This is a genomic window from Xanthomarina sp. (assembly GCF_035306705.1).
Classification (GTDB): Bacteria; Bacteroidota; Bacteroidia; order Flavobacteriales; family Flavobacteriaceae; genus Xanthomarina.
This window is the reverse complement of record NZ_DATGNO010000030.1, coordinates 1-21,696: the sequence shown is the minus strand read 5'-3', so window position 1 is coordinate 21,696 and position 21,696 is coordinate 1. Positions and strand designations below refer to the sequence as shown.

At 33.9% G+C, this 21,696-nt stretch carries 19 protein-coding genes and 1 tRNA gene; 19 read left to right on the top strand and 1 reads right to left on the bottom strand.

Going from position 1 to position 21,696, the window contains the following annotated elements; genetic code table 11:
- Positions 1 to 108: 108 nt before the first annotated feature.
- The 7 genes from topA to VKY47_RS02420 all read left to right on the top strand — a co-directional run bounded on the left by topA (position 109) and on the right by VKY47_RS02420 (position 9,770).
- Complete coding sequence (gene topA, locus VKY47_RS02450) at positions 109 to 2,613, top strand: type I DNA topoisomerase (RefSeq protein WP_324310071.1); 2,505 nt, start codon at positions 109 to 111, stop codon at positions 2,611 to 2,613.
- 25 nt (positions 2,614 to 2,638) lie between these two features.
- A complete protein-coding gene (locus tag VKY47_RS02445; RefSeq protein ID WP_324310069.1) occupies positions 2,639 to 3,805 on the top strand; it encodes a formimidoylglutamase in 1,167 nt (388 codons plus the stop codon).
- Positions 3,806 to 3,973: 168 nt separating this feature from the next.
- Positions 3,974 to 5,344 carry a T9SS ring complex lipoprotein PorK/GldK gene (porK, locus tag VKY47_RS02440; RefSeq protein WP_473964599.1) on the top strand — a complete coding sequence of 457 codons (1,371 nt, stop codon included), beginning with the start codon at positions 3,974 to 3,976 and terminating at the stop codon, positions 5,342 to 5,344.
- Between the two features lie 82 nt (positions 5,345 to 5,426).
- Positions 5,427 to 6,071 carry a type IX secretion system motor protein PorL/GldL gene (porL, locus tag VKY47_RS02435; protein ID WP_324310066.1) on the top strand — a complete coding sequence of 215 codons (645 nt, stop codon included), beginning with the start codon at positions 5,427 to 5,429 and terminating at the stop codon, positions 6,069 to 6,071.
- A 54-nt stretch (positions 6,072 to 6,125) separates the two neighbouring features.
- Positions 6,126 to 7,673: a type IX secretion system motor protein PorM/GldM gene (porM, locus tag VKY47_RS02430; RefSeq protein WP_324310064.1), complete on the top strand. Its 1,548-nt coding sequence runs from the start codon at positions 6,126 to 6,128 to the stop codon at positions 7,671 to 7,673.
- A 53-nt stretch (positions 7,674 to 7,726) separates the two neighbouring features.
- Positions 7,727 to 8,626 carry a type IX secretion system ring subunit PorN/GldN gene (gene porN, locus VKY47_RS02425; protein ID WP_324310129.1) on the top strand — a complete coding sequence of 300 codons (900 nt, stop codon included), beginning with the start codon at positions 7,727 to 7,729 and terminating at the stop codon, positions 8,624 to 8,626.
- A 97-nt stretch (positions 8,627 to 8,723) separates the two neighbouring features.
- Complete coding sequence (locus VKY47_RS02420; RefSeq protein ID WP_324310062.1) at positions 8,724 to 9,770, top strand: NAD(P)/FAD-dependent oxidoreductase; 1,047 nt, start codon at positions 8,724 to 8,726, stop codon at positions 9,768 to 9,770.
- On the opposite strand, the gene VKY47_RS02415 is transcribed toward VKY47_RS02420, so the two are convergent.
- A complete protein-coding gene (locus VKY47_RS02415; protein ID WP_324310060.1) occupies positions 9,751 to 10,143 on the bottom strand; it encodes a DUF983 domain-containing protein in 393 nt (130 codons plus the stop codon). The two genes, VKY47_RS02420 and VKY47_RS02415, sit on opposite strands and share 20 nt — an antisense overlap.
- A gap of 85 nt (positions 10,144 to 10,228) precedes the next feature.
- Between VKY47_RS02415 and VKY47_RS02410 the strand changes: the two genes are divergently transcribed.
- From VKY47_RS02410 to VKY47_RS02355, 12 genes are all read left to right on the top strand, one after another.
- Positions 10,229 to 12,133: an ABC-F family ATP-binding cassette domain-containing protein gene (locus VKY47_RS02410; RefSeq protein WP_324310058.1), complete on the top strand. Its 1,905-nt coding sequence runs from the start codon at positions 10,229 to 10,231 to the stop codon at positions 12,131 to 12,133.
- Positions 12,134 to 12,252: 119 nt separating this feature from the next.
- Positions 12,253 to 13,074 carry a leucine-rich repeat domain-containing protein gene (locus VKY47_RS02405; RefSeq protein WP_324310056.1) on the top strand — a complete coding sequence of 274 codons (822 nt, stop codon included), beginning with the start codon at positions 12,253 to 12,255 and terminating at the stop codon, positions 13,072 to 13,074.
- Positions 13,075 to 13,141: 67 nt separating this feature from the next.
- Positions 13,142 to 13,324, top strand: a complete 183-nt coding sequence (locus VKY47_RS02400; RefSeq protein WP_324310054.1) for a CPXCG motif-containing cysteine-rich protein — start codon at positions 13,142 to 13,144, stop codon at positions 13,322 to 13,324.
- A 119-nt stretch (positions 13,325 to 13,443) separates the two neighbouring features.
- A tRNA-Met gene (locus VKY47_RS02395) sits at positions 13,444 to 13,516 on the top strand.
- 54 nt (positions 13,517 to 13,570) lie between these two features.
- Positions 13,571 to 14,968, top strand: coding sequence for a tyrosine-type recombinase/integrase (locus tag VKY47_RS02390; protein ID WP_324310053.1), 1,398 nt, complete (start codon positions 13,571 to 13,573; stop codon positions 14,966 to 14,968).
- 138 nt (positions 14,969 to 15,106) lie between these two features.
- Entirely contained in the window at positions 15,107 to 16,066 is a 960-nt protein-coding gene (locus tag VKY47_RS02385; protein ID WP_324310052.1) for a hypothetical protein, read from the top strand.
- 341 nt (positions 16,067 to 16,407) lie between these two features.
- Entirely contained in the window at positions 16,408 to 16,545 is a 138-nt protein-coding gene (locus VKY47_RS02380) for a hypothetical protein (RefSeq protein WP_324310050.1), read from the top strand.
- Positions 16,546 to 16,547: 2 nt separating this feature from the next.
- Positions 16,548 to 17,600, top strand: coding sequence for an AAA family ATPase (locus tag VKY47_RS02375; protein ID WP_324310048.1), 1,053 nt, complete (start codon positions 16,548 to 16,550; stop codon positions 17,598 to 17,600).
- Between the two features lie 10 nt (positions 17,601 to 17,610).
- Entirely contained in the window at positions 17,611 to 17,796 is a 186-nt protein-coding gene (locus VKY47_RS02370; protein WP_324310047.1) for a hypothetical protein, read from the top strand.
- 109 nt (positions 17,797 to 17,905) lie between these two features.
- Entirely contained in the window at positions 17,906 to 18,781 is an 876-nt protein-coding gene (locus VKY47_RS02365) for a DUF6371 domain-containing protein (protein ID WP_324310046.1), read from the top strand.
- Positions 18,782 to 19,356: 575 nt separating this feature from the next.
- The gene (locus VKY47_RS02360) at positions 19,357 to 20,943 is read left to right on the top strand and encodes a type I restriction-modification system subunit M (RefSeq protein ID WP_324310044.1); all 1,587 of its coding nucleotides are present in this window, start codon (positions 19,357 to 19,359) and stop codon (positions 20,941 to 20,943) included.
- Positions 20,927 to 21,696, top strand: a 770-nt coding sequence (locus VKY47_RS02355; RefSeq protein WP_324310043.1) for a restriction endonuclease subunit S, incomplete at its 3' end; no start/stop codon positions are given. The genes VKY47_RS02360 and VKY47_RS02355, both read left to right, overlap by 17 nt.

Below are 21,696 nucleotides of genomic sequence, written 5' to 3'. Positions count from 1 at the left end.
TTTTTTGAGAATAAAAGCAAAAAAAATCGATAAAAAGCACTTGATTATTTTATTAATTAGGTAGATAAATTTTTTTTCACATACATTTGTAGCCATAAAAAATGAGAAATGGCGAAGAACTTAGTAATTGTTGAGTCACCTGCAAAGGCCAAAACCATAGAAAAATTCCTTGGAAAAGATTTCAAGGTCGAATCTAGTTTTGGACATATTGCAGATTTACCTTCAAAAGAATTAGGAGTAGATGTAGAAGGAGATTTTAAACCGAAATACGAGGTTTCTAAAGATAAAAAAGCAGTTGTAAAAAAACTTAAAGACTTAGCTAAAAAAGCCGAAATGGTTTGGCTAGCAAGTGATGAGGATAGAGAGGGTGAAGCTATTGCGTGGCATTTGGCTGAATCTTTAAATTTGGATAAAGAGAAAACCAAACGTATTGTTTTTCACGAAATAACAAAATCGGCTATTTTAAAAGCCATCGAAAACCCGAGAGGTATCGATTACGATTTGGTAGATGCACAACAAGCCCGTCGTGTTCTAGATAGAATAGTAGGTTACGAACTATCTCCTGTACTTTGGCGAAAAGTAAAAGGCGGTCTTTCTGCCGGACGTGTTCAATCGGTTTCTGTAAGATTGATTGTTGAGCGCGAACGTGAAATCCAAGATTTTAAACCTGAAGGATCTTATAGAATAGATGCTGAGTTTTCTAACGAGGCCGGACAAGCTTTTAAAGCGAAATTACCTAAGAACTTCAATGTAAAAGAAGATGCTCAAGCTTTTTTAGAGAAAAATGCAACAGCTGATTTTAAAGTGGCTGACTTAGAAAAAAAACCAGCTAAAAAATCGCCAGCCGCACCATTTACAACTTCAACTTTACAGCAGGAAGCTGCTAGAAAATTATATTTTTCGGTAAGTAAAACCATGACTATTGCACAACGTTTGTACGAAGCAGGTTTAATTACTTATATGAGAACGGATAGTGTAAACCTATCGGACGAAGCCAGAAAAGGCGCTCAAAACGAAATAGAAAACGCTTATGGTTCAAAATTTAGTAAACCAAGAAATTATAAAGGAAAATCGAAAGGAGCTCAAGAAGCGCATGAGGCCATTAGACCAACAGATTTTTCGCTTCATTCGGTAGATATCGATCGCGATCAATCTAGATTATACGATTTAATATGGAAGCGCGCCATTGCTTCACAAATGAGCGATGCGGAACTGGAAAGAACCAATGTAAAAATTAGTGCGTCATCACATAAAGAAATCTTTACTGCAAATGGAGAAGTAATTACATTTGAAGGATTTTTAAAAGTGTATTTGGAAGGAACGGACGACGAAGATGCCGAACAAGAAGGGATGTTACCAGCCATGAAAACCAACGAGACGCTTCTAAATAATTATATTACAGCTACAGAACGATATACACGTGCACCATATAGATATACCGAAGCTTCTTTGGTAAAGCAATTAGAAGAATTAGGAATTGGACGTCCGTCAACTTACGCGCCAACAATTTCTACGATTCAAAACAGAAATTACGTAGAAAAAGGAGCTATAGAAGGTGTAGAGCGAAACTATTCGCAATTAACCTTGAAAAATGGGCAAGTAAAAGATAAACTGTTAACCGAAAAAGTAGGTTCGGATAAAGGGAAATTAGTGCCAACCGATATTGGAATGATTGTTACCGATTTCTTGGTTACGCATTTTCAAAATATTCTTGATTATAATTTTACAGCGAAAGTTGAGGAAGACTTTGATGATATTGCCGAAGGAAAGGTAAATTGGACGACCATGATGAAAGATTTTTACAAAGACTTTCATCCTAATGTAGTAGATGTTCAAGAAAACGCCGATAGAGAATCTGGAGAACGTATTCTTGGGAAAGATCCAAAAACAGGAAAACAGGTAAGTGTGCGTTTAGGGAAGTTTGGACCTATGGTTCAAATAGGAACTGTTGATGATGAAGAAAAACCAAGCTTTGCAAGTCTTTCTCCAGACCAACAATTAAATACCATTACTTATGAGGAAGCTATGGACTTGTTTCAACTTCCAAAAAACTTAGGGACTTTTGAAGGAGAAGAAATAGAAGTAAATAACGGACGTTTTGGACCTTATGTTAAATTTGGAGATCAGTTTGTGTCTTTGCCAAAAGGAGTAGATCCTTTAAGCGTAGAGTTAGATGATGCCATTGTTTTAATTAAAGAAAAGCAAGAGGCAGATGCTCCTATATATATGTATCAAGATTTACCAGTTCAAAAAGGGAAAGGACGTTTTGGACCATTTATTAAATGGAACGACATGTTTATTAATGTGAACAAAAAATACGATTGGGATGATTTATCAGATAAGGACATTGTAGAACTTATTGAAGATAAAATCCAAAAGGAAATAGATAAAGTAATCCACAATTGGAAAGATGCTGGTATTCGTATCGAAAAAGCCCGTTGGGGAAGACACAATGTAATTAAAGGTAAAACAAAAATAGAGTTGCCAAAAACTGTGGATGTGTCTGAAATGACTTTAGAAGAAGCCCAAGCGCTTATAGAAGAAAAAGCACCTAAGAAAAAAGTTGCCAAGAAAAAGCCGGCTGCAAAAAAAACAACCCCTAAAAAGAAATAATAATTAAACGTATATATAAGGTCTAATGAATTTTAATTTTCTTTCTCCTGTTTCCGATTTGGTTCTAGCTCATAACGAGTTATTGTCTCAACAAACCTTAGGAAAAAAAATAAAAATTCATTCCAAGCAACAAGGTATTCCAGAATTGGACAATGTTCACTTGGCTATAATTGGTGTTCTTGAAAATAGAAATAACATTAATTATATAGGTGAAGAGTTTAATTTAGACGAAATTAGAAAGTCGCTTTATTCTCTATTTCCAGGAAGCTGGCATAAGACCATTGCTGATTTGGGCGATATTAATAGAGGAGAATCGGTAGAAGACACCTATTTTGCCTTAAAGACAACGATAAATATTTTAGTTCAAAAAAACATCATACCTATTATTATAGGAGGGAGTCAAGATTTAACTTATGCCAATTATCGCGCATACGATACTTTGACTCCGATGGTAAATATTGTTAATGTAGATTCTAAATTTGATTTAGGAGATTCTGCCAAACCTATAAAGAACGATAGTTTTGTAGGTAAAATTATTTTAGACCAACCTTATAATTTATTTAATTATGCAACTATAGGATATCAAACCTATTTCAACTCACAAGAAGAAATAGATTTAATGGATAGGTTGTATTTTGAATCCTATAGATTGGGACAAGTTTCAAAAGACATTACCTTAGCCGAACCTGTATTGCGAGATGCCAACATTGTTAGTATCGATTTAAATGCTATAAAAGCCTCAGAACTGAGTTCTAGGCAAAAAACCTCCCCCAATGGATTGGACGGTAAAGAAATATGTGCTATTTCCAGATATGCAGGAATTAGTAATAAGGTTTCTTCCATTGGGATTTATGAATATAAACCATCGTCGGACGATACCATTACATCTATGATGGTAGCTCAAATAATTTGGTACTTTATTGAAGGAGTAAATTGTAGAATTAAAGATGATGATTTTTTAAATGATGAAAGTTATCAGAAATTCATTACTTTGGTCGACCATCAAGAATTGGTGTTTTACAAAAGCATCAAGACGCAACGATGGTGGATTGAAATACCTTTTTTATCAGAAGTAAATACTAAATTAAAAAGGCATACGTTATTACCTTGCATGCATGAAGATTATTTAGATGCTTGTGATAACAAGCTTCCAGAGCGCTGGTATAAAGCTTATCAAAAGAACTGCATTTAGTGGTTGTGATAAATTATGCGCTTTTCATCGTTGAACCGCACTTTTTTCACGATGAAACGTGAATTTTTTTAAAAAAAAGTTGTTTTTTAAAAAATATATAGATATGTTTACGCTCTTAAAAATCTTAAGACACAAAATTAAATTATTAACCTCGAGTTTTCTATGGATATGAAGAAGTTTATTTTATTAACCGCAGTTTTGACATTTTTAGCTAGTTGTGGCTCTGGAGACAGAGGTCAATTGGTTGGTGTTAAAGGAAAGAAGTGGCATCCTGAAAAGCCTTTTGGTATGGAATTAGTACCAGGAGGAGCTTTTATTATGGGTAAGGCAGACGACGATCTGGCCGGTATTCATGACGCACCTTCAAAAACAGTAACTGTTAGATCATTCTATATGGACGCGACAGAAATTACAAATAGCGAATATCGTCAATTTGTAAACTGGGTAAGAGATTCTACTATTAGAACCAAATTAGCAATACTTGCTGACGAAATTGGTGAAACCCCTGGAAATGGAGGTATTGGAGAATATGCTTTTAAAGATTCAGATCCTGAAAACATGACTGTTTACGAAAAGTATATGTACGATAACTACAGTGGTTTAGGTCCAACTGGTTACGAGGGAAGAAAATTGAATCATGATGTTGATATCATTTTTGATACAGCAGATTATCCAGACGAATATTATGCTGAGGTAATGGATACCATGTATATTCCACTTGAGGAGTCTTATAACGGACAAAGAACTTGGGATGTAACTAAATTTAAGTTTCAATATTCTTATATGGATATAGAAAAAGCTGCAAAAAACAGATCTTTAAAGAGAAAAGATGTTATTATTAAGGAGGAAGTAGAAATTTATCCTGATACGACTACTTGGATTAGAGATTTCGCTTACTCATATAATGAGCCAATGCACAACGATTATTTCTGGCATGATGCTTACGGAGATTATCCAGTGGTTGGAGTGTCTTGGACTCAAGCAAAGGCTTTTTGCCAATGGAGAACCATGTACCACAATGCTTATAGAAAAAGCAGAAAACAACACTATGTAAACTCATACAGATTACCGTCTGAAGCAGAATGGGAATATGCTGCAAGAGGGGGTCTTCAAGCTGCAACTTATCCTTGGGGTGGACCATATACTAAAAACGACAGAGGTTGTTTTATGGCAAACTTTAAACCTTTAAGAGGAGATTATGCTGCTGACCAGGCTTTATATACTGTTGAAGCAAAATCTTACGATCCTAACGATTTCAACTTATATAACATGGCAGGAAACGTGTCCGAATGGGTAAGTGCATCTTACGATCCATCTTCTTACGAGTATGTTTCCACTATAAACCCTAGTGTTAACGATATTAACAACAAACGTAAAGTAGTGCGTGGAGGTTCTTGGAAAGATGTAAAGTACTATTTACAAGTAAGTTCAAGAGATTACGAATACGCAGATTCAGCTAGAAGTTATATTGGATTCAGAACCGTTCAAGATTATATGGGAACTGAAGTAACCAAAAACTCTGCGGCTACCAACAGATAAGAATTAAACAACCACAATAATAATAACTAAATATTAACCTTCTTTAAGTACAACTTAAACACTTAACTAAAAAACTAAAATTATGGCACAATCAAGAGCATTTAAGAAATTTATGGTAATGTCTTACGGATTTGGAGCATCAATTGTAATCATTGGAGCTTTATTCAAAATCGTTCACTTCGAAATAGGTCCGTTAACGGGTAACGTTATGTTAACCTTAGGCCTGGTAACAGAGGCTATTGTATTTGCCATTTCTGCTTTCGAACCTGTAGATGACGATTTAGACTGGTCTTTAGTATATCCAGAATTAGCTGGAGGACAAGGTCTTTCTAGAAAACAAGAACAACCTAAAGATGCTGAAGGATTACTTTCTAAAAAATTAGACAGTTTATTAAAAGACGCGAAAATAGATGCGGAATTAATGGCAAGTTTAGGAGATAGCATTAAAAACTTCGAAGGAGCTGCAAAAGGTATTAGCCCAACAGTTGATTCAATTGCTGCTACTAAAAAATATGGTGAAGAGCTTTCTTTAGCTGCTGCACAAATGGAATCTTTAAATAGTTTATACAAAGTACAATTGGAAAGTGTAAACCGTCAAGCTACTATTAATGAAGAAGCTGTTGAAAACGCGACAAAATTAAAAGAGCAAATGAAATCTTTAGCATCTAACTTATCATCATTAAATGGTGTTTATGGAGGTATGCTTTCTGCAATGAATAAAAGCTAATTAGTATCGTACTAAAAATTAAATTTTAACAATTAACTACAAAACTAATTAGAAATGGCAGGAGGAAAATTGTCCGCAAGACAGAAAATGATTAACTTGATGTATTTAGTGTTTATAGCCATGCTAGCACTTAATATGTCGAAAGAGGTCCTATCGGCATTTGGTTTAATGAACGAGAAATTAACCGAATCCAATGAGGCTGCAACGACGCGTAACCAACAATTTTTTGCTGGTTTACAGCAACAAGCTGTAGATAATGAATTGAAATATGGTCCTTTAAGAGATCAAGCAGCTCAAATTAATACTTTAGCTAATAATTTCAATACTTATTTAGAAGATTTAAAAGGAAAGATGGTAGCTACTGTCGATGACCCACATGAATATGAAGTCATGGATAAAGGAGATTACCTAGATAATCATTTCTTTATAGGCGATAAATTAAAGCCAGAAGGCCAAGCCTTTATGTCTGAAATCGCAACATTTAGAGATGGTGTTATAGAGGTTTTGTCAAAAAATCCAGATATGGCAAGCGTTTCTGCCGATGTTAAAAAGAAATTTGCAACAGATGATGTTAAACGTGCCGCAGGAACTGTTGCTTGGTTAGATCATAACTATAAAGGTTTCCCTTTAGTTGCTTCTTTAACTAAAATGACTCAGTTACAAGCTGATGTTAAAACAACTCAATCGGAAGTATTATCATCTATGTTAGCTGGTAAATTAAAAGTTGAAGCGTCTTTAACAAATTTTGATGCGATTGTTGTTCCAGACAAAACGGCTTTCTTCTCGGGAGAAAACTTTACTGGAAGAATTATCTTAGGAAAAAAGGATAACACGTTAAAGGCTGATAAGGTTGTAGTAAATGGTAAAGAATTGGCTGAAGATGCAATGAAGGCCGGTGAAACATTCTTAGAATTTCCTGCAGGAGCTGTTGGAGAGCAAGATATTAAAGGCCAATTCATCTTTAAAGAAGGTGGTGAGGATATAATTATCGATTTTGAAAGCACCTATGCGGTTGTACCAAAACCAAACTCGGCTACTATTTCTGCCGATAAAATGAATGTGGTATATCGTGGAGTTGCGAACCCAATGACAATTTCTTTTGCTGGTATTTCAGATAATAATGTATCTGCTAGTGCACCAGGTTTAAGTAAAGCTAGTGGTGTTGGTAAATACATAATGAATCCAGGAACAGGTAGAGAAATCACCATTAATGTAACTGGAACTTTGCCTAACGGAGATAAAGTAAGTGATAAAGCTTTGTTTAGAATTAAAGATATTCCAAAACCAACAGGAACTATAAGTGGACAAGATGGTATTGTAAAATTACCACGTAACTCTGTTGAAATTTCAACCATTGGTGCCATGTTAGACGATTTTGATTTTGAATTACCAATTCAAGTAACTTCGTTTAAATTTAAAGTACCTGGTCAACCATCTGTGGATGTTAATGGAACTAAATTAAACGATCAAGCTAAAAGTGCTTTACGTAAAGCTAGACGTGGCGACAACGTTCAAATTTTCGAAATTAAAGCACAGATTAAGGGGAACTCCGCTTATAAGTTAAAAGGAGTTTCAGCTGTAATTGTTGAGATAGCAAACTAATAGAAATTATCATCTCGAAAAGTTGATAGGCCCTAATAATTAAATGTAAAATGATGAATTATAAAAGTTTTTTATTAACCGTTTTAAGCATATCGTTTGTATCTGCTTCCTTTGCTCAGGCGAACATTTTAAATGCTAAAACTCCTAGTGAGATTGGTGTTAGAACCGAGGCTCAAAAAGAAGTAGATAACGACAAGCCATTGGAATATGGTTATGTGGACGATAGGGACATTATGTTTTCTAAAATGACTTGGGAAAGAGTGGTTTTAGACGAACGTGTTAATTTCCCATTATACTACCCTGTAGACACAAATAATATTGGTAAGGAAAGACGTTCTTTATTCGATGTTCTTTGGAAAAACGTAAAGGATGGTAATATTGAAAACATTTATGACGATTCTTATTTTACAACCAAACGTACATTAAAGGATATTCAATCAGCTATGTCTAAAATTGATACTTTAGATATAGGTTTCGAACAATTTAATGCCGATGGATATGTAGATCCGGAATATATTGTAAAACGCGATATTACATCTTACGATATTAGTGCTTATTTAGTGAAAGGGTTATGGTATTTTGATAAGCGTCAATCAGAATTAAAGTACAGACTTCTTGGAATAGCACCAGCTGCTCCAGATGTTAACTTTATCGATTCTGACGATGAAGCAAACAAAGAACCAATTCCTTTATTCTGGGTGTTTTTCCCAGATGCTAGAGATATTCTGCACCAAGCTAAATCGTTTAACAACGAAAACAGTGCCGTGCCTTTCTCTTTCGATCACTTGTTAAACGCAAGAAGATTCAACGGATATATATATAAAGAAGAGAATGTTTATGGAGACCGTAAAGTAACCGAATACATTTCTGAAAATGCTTTAATGCAACTCTTGGAATCTGATAGAATTAAAGAAAAAATTAGAGATTTTGAATTAGATATGTGGGCTTACTAAGTATTACCACATAATACACCTAAAAACGTTCACCTTAAAGTGAACGTTTTTTTTTATTCTGTACAGAGAGTTTCTTTTTAACTTACTTTTGTACCGTATGAAACAAGTAGATTATATTATAGTAGGTTGCGGATTGGCCGGAATAGCTTTTTGCGAGCAGTTAATTGCTGCAAACAAGAGTTTTCTTATTTTTGATAATCAATCGCAGCAGTCTTCTGTTGTTGCAGGAGGTTTATACAATCCAGTGGTTTTAAAACGTTTTACATCTGTATGGAAAAGTGAGGAGCAATTGGATTTGGCCTTGCCCATATATCACCATATAGAGGAAAAACTTCAAGTAAAAATTGATTATAAAATACCTGTTTACAGACGTTTTTCTTCGCATGAAGAGCAAAACAATTGGTTTTTAGCAAGCGATAATCCTTTATTGGCGGAACACCTTTCATCTAAAATCATAAAGAATTCAAATTTAAGTATTCATGCGGATTATGGTTTTGGTGAAGTTTTAAAAACGGGAAGAATAGATACCAAGGTTCTTATTTCTTCATATAAAACATATTTAAAAGAAGGAAATAAGCTTATTGAAGAATCATTTAATTACTCGGAGTTAAAGACCTCGAAAGGAAGGCTTTCATATCAAGACATTTCTGCTTCCAATATGGTGTTTTCTGAAGGTTTTGGCTTAAAAACAAATCCATTTTTTAATTACCTTCCTTTAAAGGAATCAAAAGGGGAACTATTAACTATTTACGCTCCAGAATTGAAAATTGATTATGTTTTAAAATCGAGTGTGTTTATTTTACCATTAGGAAACGATTTGTATCATATAGGAGCCACATACAACTGGGACGATAAAACCAATAACATTACTAAAGAAGGTAGAGAAGAGCTGTTAAACAAGCTTAAAACCTTTTTAACCTGCAGCTTTGAGGTAGTGGATCAAGTAGCAGGAATAAGACCAACTGTTAAAGACCGTAGGCCATTGGTTGGGACACATCCAGAACATAATAACATGTTTGTTTTAAATGGGCTTGGTACTAGAGGCGTCATGATTGGTCCTTATGTAGCCAAGCAGCTTTTTGATTATATAGAAAAGGGTAAAGCTTTGGATAAGGAGATTGATATCAATCGTTTTGGTCTTTAGTTAAAGTTTCATCGTAATGCATAAAAAGATTGATCCAAATATTTCTGGACCAACGCATAATAATAGGGCCAAACACAATTAATGTAACAACTATTGCGATAAAAGAAGTTGTTAAACTGGTTCCTAAAAAGAAAAAACTTATAACAAAGGCAGCAAAAGCGAACGCAATACCAACACCATAGCTTACATACATGGAGCCAAAAAAGAAGGAGGGTTCCATTCTATATCTGGTACCACATTTAGAACAATGGTCTTTTATTTTTAAAACATCCTTAAGTTTATAAGGATTATTATTGAAGTACATGGATTCTTGATGGCATTTAGGACATGCCCCACTAAAAATGCTATAAAGCTTATTACCTTTTTTTATCATTGCTAAAACAATTACTTTTGCGCTTTGTAAGTTTCCGCAAAATTAGAATTTTATTTAACAACATACCGTAACAAGAGTCATAAAAATGATTAATATCCATAATCTATCAATTTCCTTTCAAGGAGAATATTTATTCGAAGACCTAACCTTTAAATTAAGTCCGGGTGATCGTGTTGGATTAATTGGAAAAAATGGCGCTGGAAAATCAACCATGCTAAAAATTTTAGCGAAAGAAATGGAACCAGATTCCGGACAAATAGCTGCCGATAAAAACATGAGTATTGGTTTTTTAAAGCAGGATATCGATTTCGTGTTAGGAAGAACAGTTTTAGAGGAATCATACGAAGCTTTTAAGGAGTTGAAAACCATAGAGGCCAAATTAGAAGATATCAATTACCAATTGGTAAATCGCACCGACTACGAAAGCGAAGGTTACCATCAAATAATGGTCGATTTAAACGACTTACAACATCAATATGAAATCCTAGGAGGTTATAACTATCAAGGTGAAACAGAAAAAATACTACAAGGTTTAGGTTTTAAACGAAGCGATTTCGAAAAATTAACAGATACCTTTTCCGGAGGATGGCGTATGCGTATTGAACTAGCCAAGTTACTTCTTCAAAACAATGATATTTTATTGCTGGATGAGCCAACAAACCACTTGGATATAGAATCCATTATCTGGTTGGAAAGCTTTTTAAAAACCTATTCAGGAGCTGTTGTTATTGTATCTCACGATAAAATGTTTTTAGATAATGTAACCAATCGTACCATAGAAATTTCCTTAGGAAGAATTTACGATTACAACAAACCTTATTCTAAATTTTTAGTACTTCGTCAGGAAATTAAGGAACAGCAACTTGCCACCCAAAAGAATCAACAAAAACAAATAGAGCAAACCGAAAAGCTTATTGAAAAATTCCGAGCCAAAGCCTCCAAAGCTACAATGGCACAGTCTTTAATTAAAAAATTGGACAGAATAGATCGGATAGAAGTAGATGAAGACGATAATTCCGTTATGAAACTGAATTTTCCAGTATCGGTTATTCCTGGAAAAGTGGTTATAGAAGCTAATAATATTACTAAAAATTACGGCGATGTTCAGGTTTTAAAAAACATTAGCCTCACCATTGAACGCGATACAAAAACAGCTTTTGTTGGCCAAAACGGACAAGGAAAATCCACTTTAGCTAAAATTATTGTTGGTGAAATAAAGCATCAAGGGGAATTGAAACTTGGACATAATGTGCAAATAGGTTATTTCGCCCAAAATCAAGCCGAATATTTAGATGGAACAAAAACCGTTTTAGATACGATGATTGATGCTGCAAACGAAACCAATCGAAGTAAAGTAAGAGACATTCTTGGTTCTTTTTTGTTTAGAGGCGAGGAAGCGGAAAAATACGTTCGTGTACTATCTGGAGGAGAACGTAACCGTTTGGCATTAGCTAAATTGTTGTTGCAACCTTTGAATGTTTTAGTCATGGATGAGCCAACAAACCACTTGGATATAAAATCTAAAAACGTATTAAAAGAAGCTCTGAAAAAATTTGAAGGTACGCTGATACTTGTCTCTCACGACAGGGATTTTCTTCAAGGTTTAACCAATACGGTTTACGAGTTTAAAGATCATAAAATAAAGGAATATTTAGGAGATATCGATTTCTACTTACAACAACGAAATGTTGAAAATTTACGGGAAGTTGAAAGACGCGATGTTGTTAAGGAAACCCCTAAAGAAAGCAATAAGGAATCTTATGAGTCTCAAAAGAAAATGAAATCTTTAAACAATAAGCTCAGCAATATAGAATCTAAAATTCAGCAGCTAGAAAAAGAAATCAAGACTATGGATGTAGAGTTGGCGTCAAACTATGATGCTACTGTTTCCAAAGCCAGTTTTTTTGATAACTATCAATCTAAAAAGAAAAAACTGGAAGCATATATGGGAGATTGGGAAAAAGTCCATGAATCTCTTGAAAACCTATAAACACATGTTTTATACATTTTAATTAATTCTTCCAAAAAGATGTAGTTCATCGATTAAATTTGTTTGTCATCTATAAATCTTCTATTATTGTTAGAGAATAAATCCCAAATTTAACAACTATGAAGACTTTTACACTTGTATTACTTTGTTTTTTGGCAACCACTTTTTCTTTTTCAGAGGTATCTAAAATTGAAAAAGATGCTCTTTTGGCATTGTATAAATCTACAAATGGCGAAAAATGGAATCACACTTGGAATTTAAGCGAGCCTATTGAAAATTGGTATGGGATCACAGTTGAAAATAGTCAAGTGGTAGAGATTAATTTACATTTCAACAATTTAAAAGGAACACTTCCTCAAGAAATTGGAAATTTAGTAAATCTAAGAAAACTGAATCTTGGGTTTAATCAATTAGAAGGGCAATTACCATCCACTTTAGGGAATTTAAAAGCTTTAGTTTCTTTGGAATTATTTATGAATAAATTTATGGGAACCATTCCTTCAGAAATTTGTAACCTAACAAATTTAAAGGTTTTAAAACTATATAGTAATGGTATAACAGGTGAAATACCGACTTCCATCGGGAACTTGGTAAATTTAAAAGAACTCTTGTTAGGAAGTAATTATTTAACTGGAACCATTCCAGCAGAAATTAAAAACATACAACAACTAGAAATATTAAGTTTAATAGATAACAACTTGGTTGGTGAGATACCTTTTGAAATAGGTAGCTTAACACAGCTAAAGGAGTTAGTTCTAGCAAGTAACAAATTAACAGGAACTGTACCTTACCAAGTTACTGGTTTATCTCAGCTAAGTACCTTTATGGTAAGCGACAATGATTTTGATCGCGAATACGTGTCGTTAGTTGGAGGAAATGGAATTCATCCAAATAAGTTTATAGAATTTAATTCTAAAACGGTTATCACCGATAATGATTAATTATTAGTTAATTTATAAATGAAAAGAGACTATCTGAGAAGATGGTCTTTTTTTTTATCTTTGGATTATGGAAGAACACGAATTTCAATGTCCGTATTGTTGGGAGACTATTTCGATGTTATTGGATAGCTCGCAGTCTGAACAAGAATATATTGAGGATTGTGAGGTATGTTGCAATCCCATACAGATTTCGGTAAAATTTCAAGCACAAGAACTTGTAAGTTTTCGGGTTGAAAGCATTGAGCAATAAATTTATTTAAAATGTGCTTGTTATGTCTAAAAAGCATTGTATATTTGCAGTCCTAAAATGATTGAGTCGGTATTATGAGCCAAAAGTTAAAAGCTAAGAAAATCATTTTGGTATTAAATCGCGGGATAGAGCAGTAGGTAGCTCGTCGGGCTCATAACCCGAAGGTCACTGGTTCGAGTCCAGTTCCCGCTACTAAGCTTAAGGCTAACTAAATCAAAGGGTTGTGTATTCACAACCCTTTTTTTTATGTCTTCAATTTTAAGTTTTATATTGCAGGTACATGATTCAGTACATGATTTTGCTATGAAACCCAACTACAATGAACCTAAAATCTACACTGGTGGTGTAGATGTTGACCAATGGTCAAAGCTAACCTCCAAAGAGCAAAAAAAAGCTCTTGAGAAGGATTGGTATGTCTATTTTTCTTTTCGTGATCCTGAAACAGGATATATGAAACAACAAAAAAGAATGAAGGCCTCAGCTAACAGTTTTAACAACAGAAAAGACAGGTTGAATATCCTCAAACCTCTTCAGCGAAAGCTTATGGATGTGCTTGACGCTGGATTCAATCCGTATCTTAAGGATAATTCTCACGTTAGGCGCAAATTAATGGGAGAGCCAGAGGTTATAATAAACGAAAAACCAAAGCCAGTTCAAACAATAATAAAAGATCGGCCAAAGCCTGTCGAAGTTATTGAAGAAGTAAAGACTGTTGTCACTTCAATGAAAGAAGAGTCTATCGTGACTCTTGAGGAAGCGAAAAAGTTGGTTTTAGATACGAAGCAGAAGGTATTAAATGAGACCTCCTTTCCACAATATAGAAGCCGAATAAATAGGTTCTATAAATGGCTTTATGAAAACGATTTTAAGGAAAGTGATGACATTAAGAAAATCAATAAAAAGACCGTAATACAATATCTCAATACCGTATTACAAAGTACCAGTCCAAGAAATAGAAACAACACACGCAACGATCTTAATTCATTTATCGAGACCCTTATCGATAATGATGTATTACAAGAAAATTTTGTTACAAGATTAAAGAAATTGAAATCTACCCCAAAAAGGAATAAGTCCTATAATTCTGAACTATTAAAAGATATTAAGGACTATATGGATAAAAACGATCCTCTATTGTCCCTTTTTGTGGATTTTGTATGCTATGGGTTTTTACGGCCTATTGAAGTATGTAGAATGAAGATAGGAGACCTTAATTTTAAGGATATGAAAATGCAAATTCAAGCAAAAAATAAGCTCGTAAAGGAAAAGATAATACCGAGCATACTATTTGACAAACTTCCTGATCTGACTGGTTTTTCTCCCGAAGATGATTTGTTTACAATCAAGCAGATAGGAGGGCAGTGGGACGTAAATGAAGTTAATAAAAGAAACTATTTTTCAAAACGGTTCAAGAAAGTTAAGGACCATTTTGGGCTAAGTGTAGATTATGGGCTTTATAGTTTTAGGCACACAACAACTTCAGAGCTCTATCGGGAAATATCCAAAGAGCCCAATATGTCGCCCCATGCTGTCAAAAGTAAATTGATGCTTATTTCTGGTCACTCCTCCATGTCCGCATTGGAAAGTTATCTTAGGGATATTGATGCTGAATTGCCAGAGGATTTCTCACATTTTTTAACGTAAAGTTATTAAATAAGGGGTGGTTGTATTACAGTGTATTACGATTTAGGTACAATGTATTACGAGTAATACATTGTAATACAAGCCTCATATTTGATCCTATATTGATATTTTAGCAGTTCCTTAAATCTATAATTTACTATGAAACGCTTTGGAGTATTAATTAAAGAGGATTTTGAAATGGAGTCAATTGAGATTCAGGATCAAATCTTAGTATTGAATGGTTTATTCGAAAAAAATGTCACCGTAAGTATTACTGACATTTCAGAAGCGAGATATGGCAATGGAATTAAAGCGCCATTAGTTCCATTGATTGAGCCAACGAAATCATTGGTTTATGATTTTTATGATTTTTTAGTACTCCGATACAAGGAATATATTGACGAACACTTTGTTGATTTTTTCATACAATTTAATAAAGAGGTGTATGGAAAGTCTAAGAAAGGTCAAAAGAAAAGGGCACTTCATTATTTCAATGAAATATTTAAGGAATTTAGTATTGATGGTTTTAATACATTTAAAAGAGATGTTTCCGTAACAGGTTTTGAAAGCATAGAAGCGGAAAACAGGATGTTCTTTCTTTACAAACAAAGAGAAGCAATGAAATGGAATATTGCCAAACGTGATTTCCTGTTAGAATACCTTTATGGCAATTTGAATTACTTTGATGGGGTTTTAATGAATGAGAATGAATTATTAAATGAGTTTATTGCATTTGAATTTCACCTTAAACAATTAATCGGTTTAAACGATAAATATAAATTTGAACTTGATTTCTACTTTTCAAAACGGGGTGTTTTAAATGACCTTTTCCAGCATTACAATCATATCTTCTCAAATATCGATATTTTCATAAAAGTTAACAATACAATTGAAGAGTTGAATAGTTTAATACCTGCCCACATTGATAGTCTGTACCCTGTATTAGTGCAACTAAAATTAATTACGGATAGTAAGAAAGACTTTATGGACTATCTCCTTAAAGAGCACAAAATCAAAAAAACCAATATTCCAGTTATTGATGAAGCTATTCAGTTGGAACATGCCAAAAGAATGCAATTTTATATGAATGAATTTAAAGAATTAGCATCAGAAAAATAGGGTTTTTACAAAAACACCAGTTTAACGTAGTTACCACTATAAAACACTACTCCACCACCATTCCCAGCACCATCCATTTTTTGAAAGTCGGTAGTAAATTGCCATTAGAAAAACCTAAACACAATTCTAATGGAAAAAGACTTCAAACAGTCATCAGAAAATTTTTTAAAAGCATTCGACGCATACCATAGTGTCGTTTCAAAAATTCATGCAAATGAAAGATATGATTCCGTAAGTGAATCTACATTTTCAATTGCAAAAAAACAATTAAGCCGCTTAAAGATGATATTCATCTCTAAGTGGCTTCCTTATTTATTAACCTTTTTTAAACCACAAAAACCATGAAAAAAACAGGATTAACTATCCGTATTGATGATCACTTACGAGAATCAATCGAAGCGGCCGCACTACGAGAAAACCTGACAGTTTCTCAGTATGTTCGGGAATTATTATGGGATAAACATGGAATTTATATGTAATTATGGGAGAAAGAAAATTCATTGCCCAAGGAAATCTTGAAGTCGTCAATGATGATATTGACAAGTTTCAGAAAGAAACAGTAAAACAAGAAAGCAACACCAGTTGCTTTCTTGTTAAACCCGCAAATAAATGGATTGATGAAGCAAAATCACGTCCAATTCCAAGACTATTGTTTGATAGGTTCTGGTACGAAGGTGAAGTCTGTATTCTATTTGCAGACACCAATGTAGGTAAGTCCATTTTAGCTGTTCAAATAGCAAACAGTATCAGTAAAGGAAAGGCTATAAATGGTTTTCAAATTGAAACAGGGCCTTTACGAGTTGCATATTTTGATTTTGAGTTATCGGACAAGCAATTTGAAAAGCGTTATTCCAATAATTATAAGGACCATTATGTTTTTCCCCACAACTTGTTAAGGGTGGAAATCAATACCGAAGCCGAAATTCCTAAAGAGTTTAAAGACTATGAGGAATTTCTATGTAATTCTTTTGAAACTGTAATAGTAAAAGATAAAGTAGAGGTTTTGATTATTGATAATATCACTTTTTTAAGGAGTGATAACGAGAGAGCTAAAGATGCACTTGTTTTAATGAAACACCTTAAGAGCATTAGTAAAAAATATGGTGTCTCTATACTTGTATTGGCTCACACTCCTAAGCGAGATGCAACCAAACCTATCACTAAAAATGATTTATCGGGAAGCAAAATGCTTATGAACTTTTGCGATAGCGCTTTTGCTATAGGTCAAAGTGCCTCGGTACCATCTATGCGTTATATCAAACAGATCAAACAACGAAATACCGAAGAAATATTTCATGCTGAAAATGTGGCTGTGTGCAAAATTGAAAATCCTCATAATTTTTTAAGATTCCAGTTTGAAGAATTTGGTTCTGAAAGTGAGCATTTAAGACAATACACATCATCAGACCTATCAGAAAGAGATGATCAAATTATTGAAATGAAAGAGGAAGGTATGCCAAATACTCAAATTGCATCAAGATTAGGTATTAGCGAAGGTACCGTAAGAAACACAATTAAGCGTTTAGAAGCATAAGTCGATTATAATGGATGCATCAGTAGTATATAAAGTAGCTAAAGCACTTCCAATGGAAGAGCTGGCGAAGCTATATGATATGCTGAAAGCTGATTTGTCTCCAGTACCTATTGCAAGACCAGACGTTAAGAATGTGCGAAAATTTACCGATGAAGATGCATTAAATTATCTTTTCAATAAATTGGAAATCCATTAAAAATGACTCGTAACGCTCGTAACGTTCGTAACCCTTAAGGATGTTACGAGCGTTACGAACATTACGAATCCTATGAAAATTAAAACAAACAACTAAAAATCAAATAATTATGAATTATAAATACCATTTAGATAAATCGAGCAAGAAATTTCCGTGTCCTCAATGTCAAAAAAGAACCTTTGTAAGATATGTTGATACCGAATCAAAACAATATTTAGAAGATCGTATTGGAAGATGCGATAGAGAAAGCAAATGTGCTTATCATTTATCTCCAAAAGGTAATATGCCAATCACAGGGCCTTCAGTTGAATACAAATCAGAAGAACCAACCTTTCATGACCAAAATATTATAGAAAAATTTGGTAAAAACTATATGGATAACAACTTCATTAGATATTTGCTCACAATCTTTGATCCAGTAGATGTAAGAGAAGTTATATTAAAATATCTTATTGGAACATCAAATCATTGGAGGGGATCAACCGTGTTTTATCAAATTGATGAGAAAAATGACATTCATGCGGGAAAAGTGATGTTGTATGACAAAAAAACTGGAAAAAGAGTCAAGAAACCATTCAGTTTTGTTACATGGTTACATCGTGTACTACGAATTAAAGACTTTGTATTACAACAATGTTTGTTTGGATTACATCGTCTAACAGATGAATGTGAAATTAAAACCATAATCATAGTAGAATCTGAAAAAACCGCCATTGTTATGAGTGTATTTAGAAGAGACATTATCTGGATGGCAACAGGTAGTAAATCAAATTTTAAAGCTGAATTATTAAAGCCTTTAAAAGGGCGTGAAATTATTGCTTATCCAGATAAAACAGAATATGAAAACTGGAATAAAACAGCAAAACATTTAAGAAATGAAGGTTTTAATATTAAATGTAGTAAATTAATGGAAGAAAATGGTCTTGAAGATGGAGATGATCTGGTGGATTTTATTATTAGTCAAAAAAGAGCTTTAGCAGCTTAATCAGGCATGAGTGTTTTCGAAAAACCGTAAAAAAAGTAAGGCAACACTTTACTTTTTTTACGGTTATTTCTTTCTAATATTTAGGTAAATCCATTTTAAAATAATTAGTTAATAATAAGCTTTTTTGGTTATATGTGTACCCAAATTGGGAACTTCTGTACCCAAAATCAACGGTCTATCAACGGTCTATCAACGATCAACCAACGATCAACCAACGGTCAACCAACGGTCAAAAAATTATTAAAAGTAATGTAACACCTTACTTTTTGTAAGGCTCAACCCTAACTTAAATAGGGCCAATCCATCTTCATGCTAATTAGATAACAGTAATAAAATTTTAGATTATATAAGATATAGATGGCATGTAGCAAATTGTTAGAAGAACAAGTTTTGGGAGATGGATCTGATCTGTTGAATTTTGTTATTCAACTAAAAGTGGCTTATACGGTTTCCCGTAATTAGATGTAACTGTTTTTTCCTATCTTTAAACTCCTTAAAGAATTAACTAAACACAATATATTTTGGTTTAAGCACATGGTTTATATGTGTCTAAAAATCATTGAGATATACTATTTATGGCTAAGAAATCTACCAAAAAAGAAAAATCAATGGAGGAAACCTTATGGGATTCTGCCAACAAATTAAGAGGTTCTGTAGAGCCTTCCGAATATAAACACGTTGTATTAGGACTTATCTTCCTAAAGTTTGCCAGCGACAAGTTTGAAGCGCGAAGAAGCGAGCTAATAGCAGAAGGTCAAGACAAGTTTTTAGAAATGAAGGAATTTTATAACATGAAAAACGTGTTTTTCCTTCCTGAACAATCGCGTTGGTCATACATTATACAGCACGCTAAGCAAGATGATATTGCTTTAAAGATTGATACAGCACTTCACACCATAGAAAAAAACAATCCAGCCTTAAAAGGAGCTTTGCCAGATAACTATTTCTCACGATTAGGACTCGATAAAAGCAAGCTTGGAGCCTTATTGGATACCATAAACAATATTGATACTCAAAAAGATAAAACCCAAGACATCGTCGGGCGTGTTTACGAATACTTTTTATCCAAATTCGCCATTGCCGAAGGAAAAGGGAAAGGGGAATTCTATACACCAAAAACCATTGTAAACCTGATTGCTGAAATGATCGAGCCCTACAAAGGGATTATTTATGATCCTGCCTGTGGTTCTGGTGGTATGTTTGTACAGTCTGTTAAATTTATTCAAGCTCATGACGGAAACACGAAAGAGATTTCTATTTACGGACAAGAATACACAAACACCACTTATAAGTTAGCGAAGATGAATCTTGCCATTCGTTGTATTTCGGGCAACTTAGGCGAAAAGGCGGCAGATACCTTTTCGGACGACCAACATAAAGACCTGAAAGCCGATTATATCATGGCTAATCCACCCTTTAACCAAAAAGATTGGCGAGCCGAAAATGAACTATTGGACGATCCACGTTGGCGAGGTTATGATGTGCCGCCAAAAAGTAATGCCAACTATGGTTGGATTTTAAACATTGTATCCAAACTTTCTGAAAACGGCGTAGCAGGTTTTTTGTTAGCCAATGGTGCTTTGTCTGGTGGTGGTGAGGAATATAAAATACGCAAAACACTTATTGAAAATAACTTGGTAGAAGCTATTGTAATTTTACCTCGTAGTATGTTTTATACTACCGATATTAGTGTGACACTTTGGATCTTAAATAAGAACAAAACCCATCATGTAAAAACTATTGGAGACCAAGAACGTAATTATAGAGATAGAGAAAATGAAGTTTTATTTATGGACTTACGCCAGATAGGCGAGCCTTTCGAGAAGAAATACATTCAGTTTAGCGAGCAGCACATTCAAGATGTGGCATTAACCTATCACAATTGGCAAACTACGGTCATTGCGAACGGAGTGAAGCAATCTCTTTACCAAGACATTCCTGAATACTGCGCTTCGGTAACCAAAGAAGACATTACCAAAAAAGATTATTCGTTAGTGCCAAGCAAATATATTGAGTTTGTAAATAGAGATGAAAATATTGATTTCGATACCAAAATGGCGAGTTTACAAACCGAAATGGCGCAATTACTAAAAGACGAAGCACAATCTAAAACCGATTTATTAAACGTTTTTAAAGCATTAGGATTTGAGATCGAATTATAAAAAATTAGGACAATTTATTCAAGAGGTTAATATCCGGAATTCAGATTTAAATGTAGAAAGACTTTTAGGTGTAAGTATTAGAAAAGTATTAATGCCGTCCATAGCGAATACTATAGGTACAAATATGAAAACCTATAAAATCATCAAGCGTAACCAGTTTGCTTATGGACCAGTAACTTCTCGAAATGGCGATAAAATTTCTATTGCTTTATTAGAAGACTATGATGAAGCTATTATATCTCAAGCCTATGTTGTTTTTGAAATAATTGATGAAACGCAATTGTTGCCCGAATATGCCATGATGTGGTTTAGGCGACCAGAATTTGATAGATACGCACGTTTTAAATCTCATGGAAGTGCAAGAGAAACTTTTGATTGGGATGAATTGTGTGATACCGAACTTCCAATCCCAAGCATAGAAAAACAACAAGAAATTGTTGTCGAATACAACACCATAACCAACCGAATTGCTTTAAACGAACAACTCAACCGAAAATTGGAAGAAACCGCACACGCTTTATATAAACATTGGTTTGTAGATTTTGAGTTCCCAAATGAAGATGGGAAGCCTTATAAATCTTCTGGTGGTGAGATGGTTTATAATGAGGAATTGGATATGGATGTGCCTGAGGGATGGGAAGTTGGTTCTTATGAGCAAGTATTCGACTTTAAAACGGGTAAACTAAATTCAAATGCTGCTGTTGAAAACGGTAGTTTTCCGTTTTTCACATGTTCGTCGGAAACTTTTAAAAC

What these genes read in the sequence shown, in the direction of transcription:
- topA (WP_324310071.1), top strand. Translation starts at nt 109, where the DNA reads ATGGCGAAGAACTTAGTAATTGTTGAGTCACCTGCAAAGGCCAAAACC.
- VKY47_RS02445 (WP_324310069.1), top strand. Translation starts at nt 2,639, where the DNA reads ATGAATTTTAATTTTCTTTCTCCTGTTTCCGATTTGGTTCTAGCTCAT.
- porK (WP_473964599.1), top strand. Translation starts at nt 3,974, where the DNA reads ATGAAGAAGTTTATTTTATTAACCGCAGTTTTGACATTTTTAGCTAGT.
- porL (WP_324310066.1), top strand. Translation starts at nt 5,427, where the DNA reads ATGGCACAATCAAGAGCATTTAAGAAATTTATGGTAATGTCTTACGGA.
- porM (WP_324310064.1), top strand. Translation starts at nt 6,126, where the DNA reads ATGGCAGGAGGAAAATTGTCCGCAAGACAGAAAATGATTAACTTGATG.
- porN (WP_324310129.1), top strand. Translation starts at nt 7,727, where the DNA reads ATGAATTATAAAAGTTTTTTATTAACCGTTTTAAGCATATCGTTTGTA.
- VKY47_RS02420 (WP_324310062.1), top strand. Translation starts at nt 8,724, where the DNA reads ATGAAACAAGTAGATTATATTATAGTAGGTTGCGGATTGGCCGGAATA.
- VKY47_RS02415 (WP_324310060.1), bottom strand. Translation starts at nt 10,143, where the DNA reads ATGATAAAAAAAGGTAATAAGCTTTATAGCATTTTTAGTGGGGCATGT.
- VKY47_RS02410 (WP_324310058.1), top strand. Translation starts at nt 10,229, where the DNA reads ATGATTAATATCCATAATCTATCAATTTCCTTTCAAGGAGAATATTTA.
- VKY47_RS02405 (WP_324310056.1), top strand. Translation starts at nt 12,253, where the DNA reads ATGAAGACTTTTACACTTGTATTACTTTGTTTTTTGGCAACCACTTTT.
- VKY47_RS02400 (WP_324310054.1), top strand. Translation starts at nt 13,142, where the DNA reads ATGGAAGAACACGAATTTCAATGTCCGTATTGTTGGGAGACTATTTCG.
- VKY47_RS02390 (WP_324310053.1), top strand. Translation starts at nt 13,571, where the DNA reads ATGTCTTCAATTTTAAGTTTTATATTGCAGGTACATGATTCAGTACAT.
- VKY47_RS02385 (WP_324310052.1), top strand. Translation starts at nt 15,107, where the DNA reads ATGAAACGCTTTGGAGTATTAATTAAAGAGGATTTTGAAATGGAGTCA.
- VKY47_RS02380 (WP_324310050.1), top strand. Translation starts at nt 16,408, where the DNA reads ATGAAAAAAACAGGATTAACTATCCGTATTGATGATCACTTACGAGAA.
- VKY47_RS02375 (WP_324310048.1), top strand. Translation starts at nt 16,548, where the DNA reads ATGGGAGAAAGAAAATTCATTGCCCAAGGAAATCTTGAAGTCGTCAAT.
- VKY47_RS02370 (WP_324310047.1), top strand. Translation starts at nt 17,611, where the DNA reads ATGGATGCATCAGTAGTATATAAAGTAGCTAAAGCACTTCCAATGGAA.
- VKY47_RS02365 (WP_324310046.1), top strand. Translation starts at nt 17,906, where the DNA reads ATGAATTATAAATACCATTTAGATAAATCGAGCAAGAAATTTCCGTGT.
- VKY47_RS02360 (WP_324310044.1), top strand. Translation starts at nt 19,357, where the DNA reads ATGGCTAAGAAATCTACCAAAAAAGAAAAATCAATGGAGGAAACCTTA.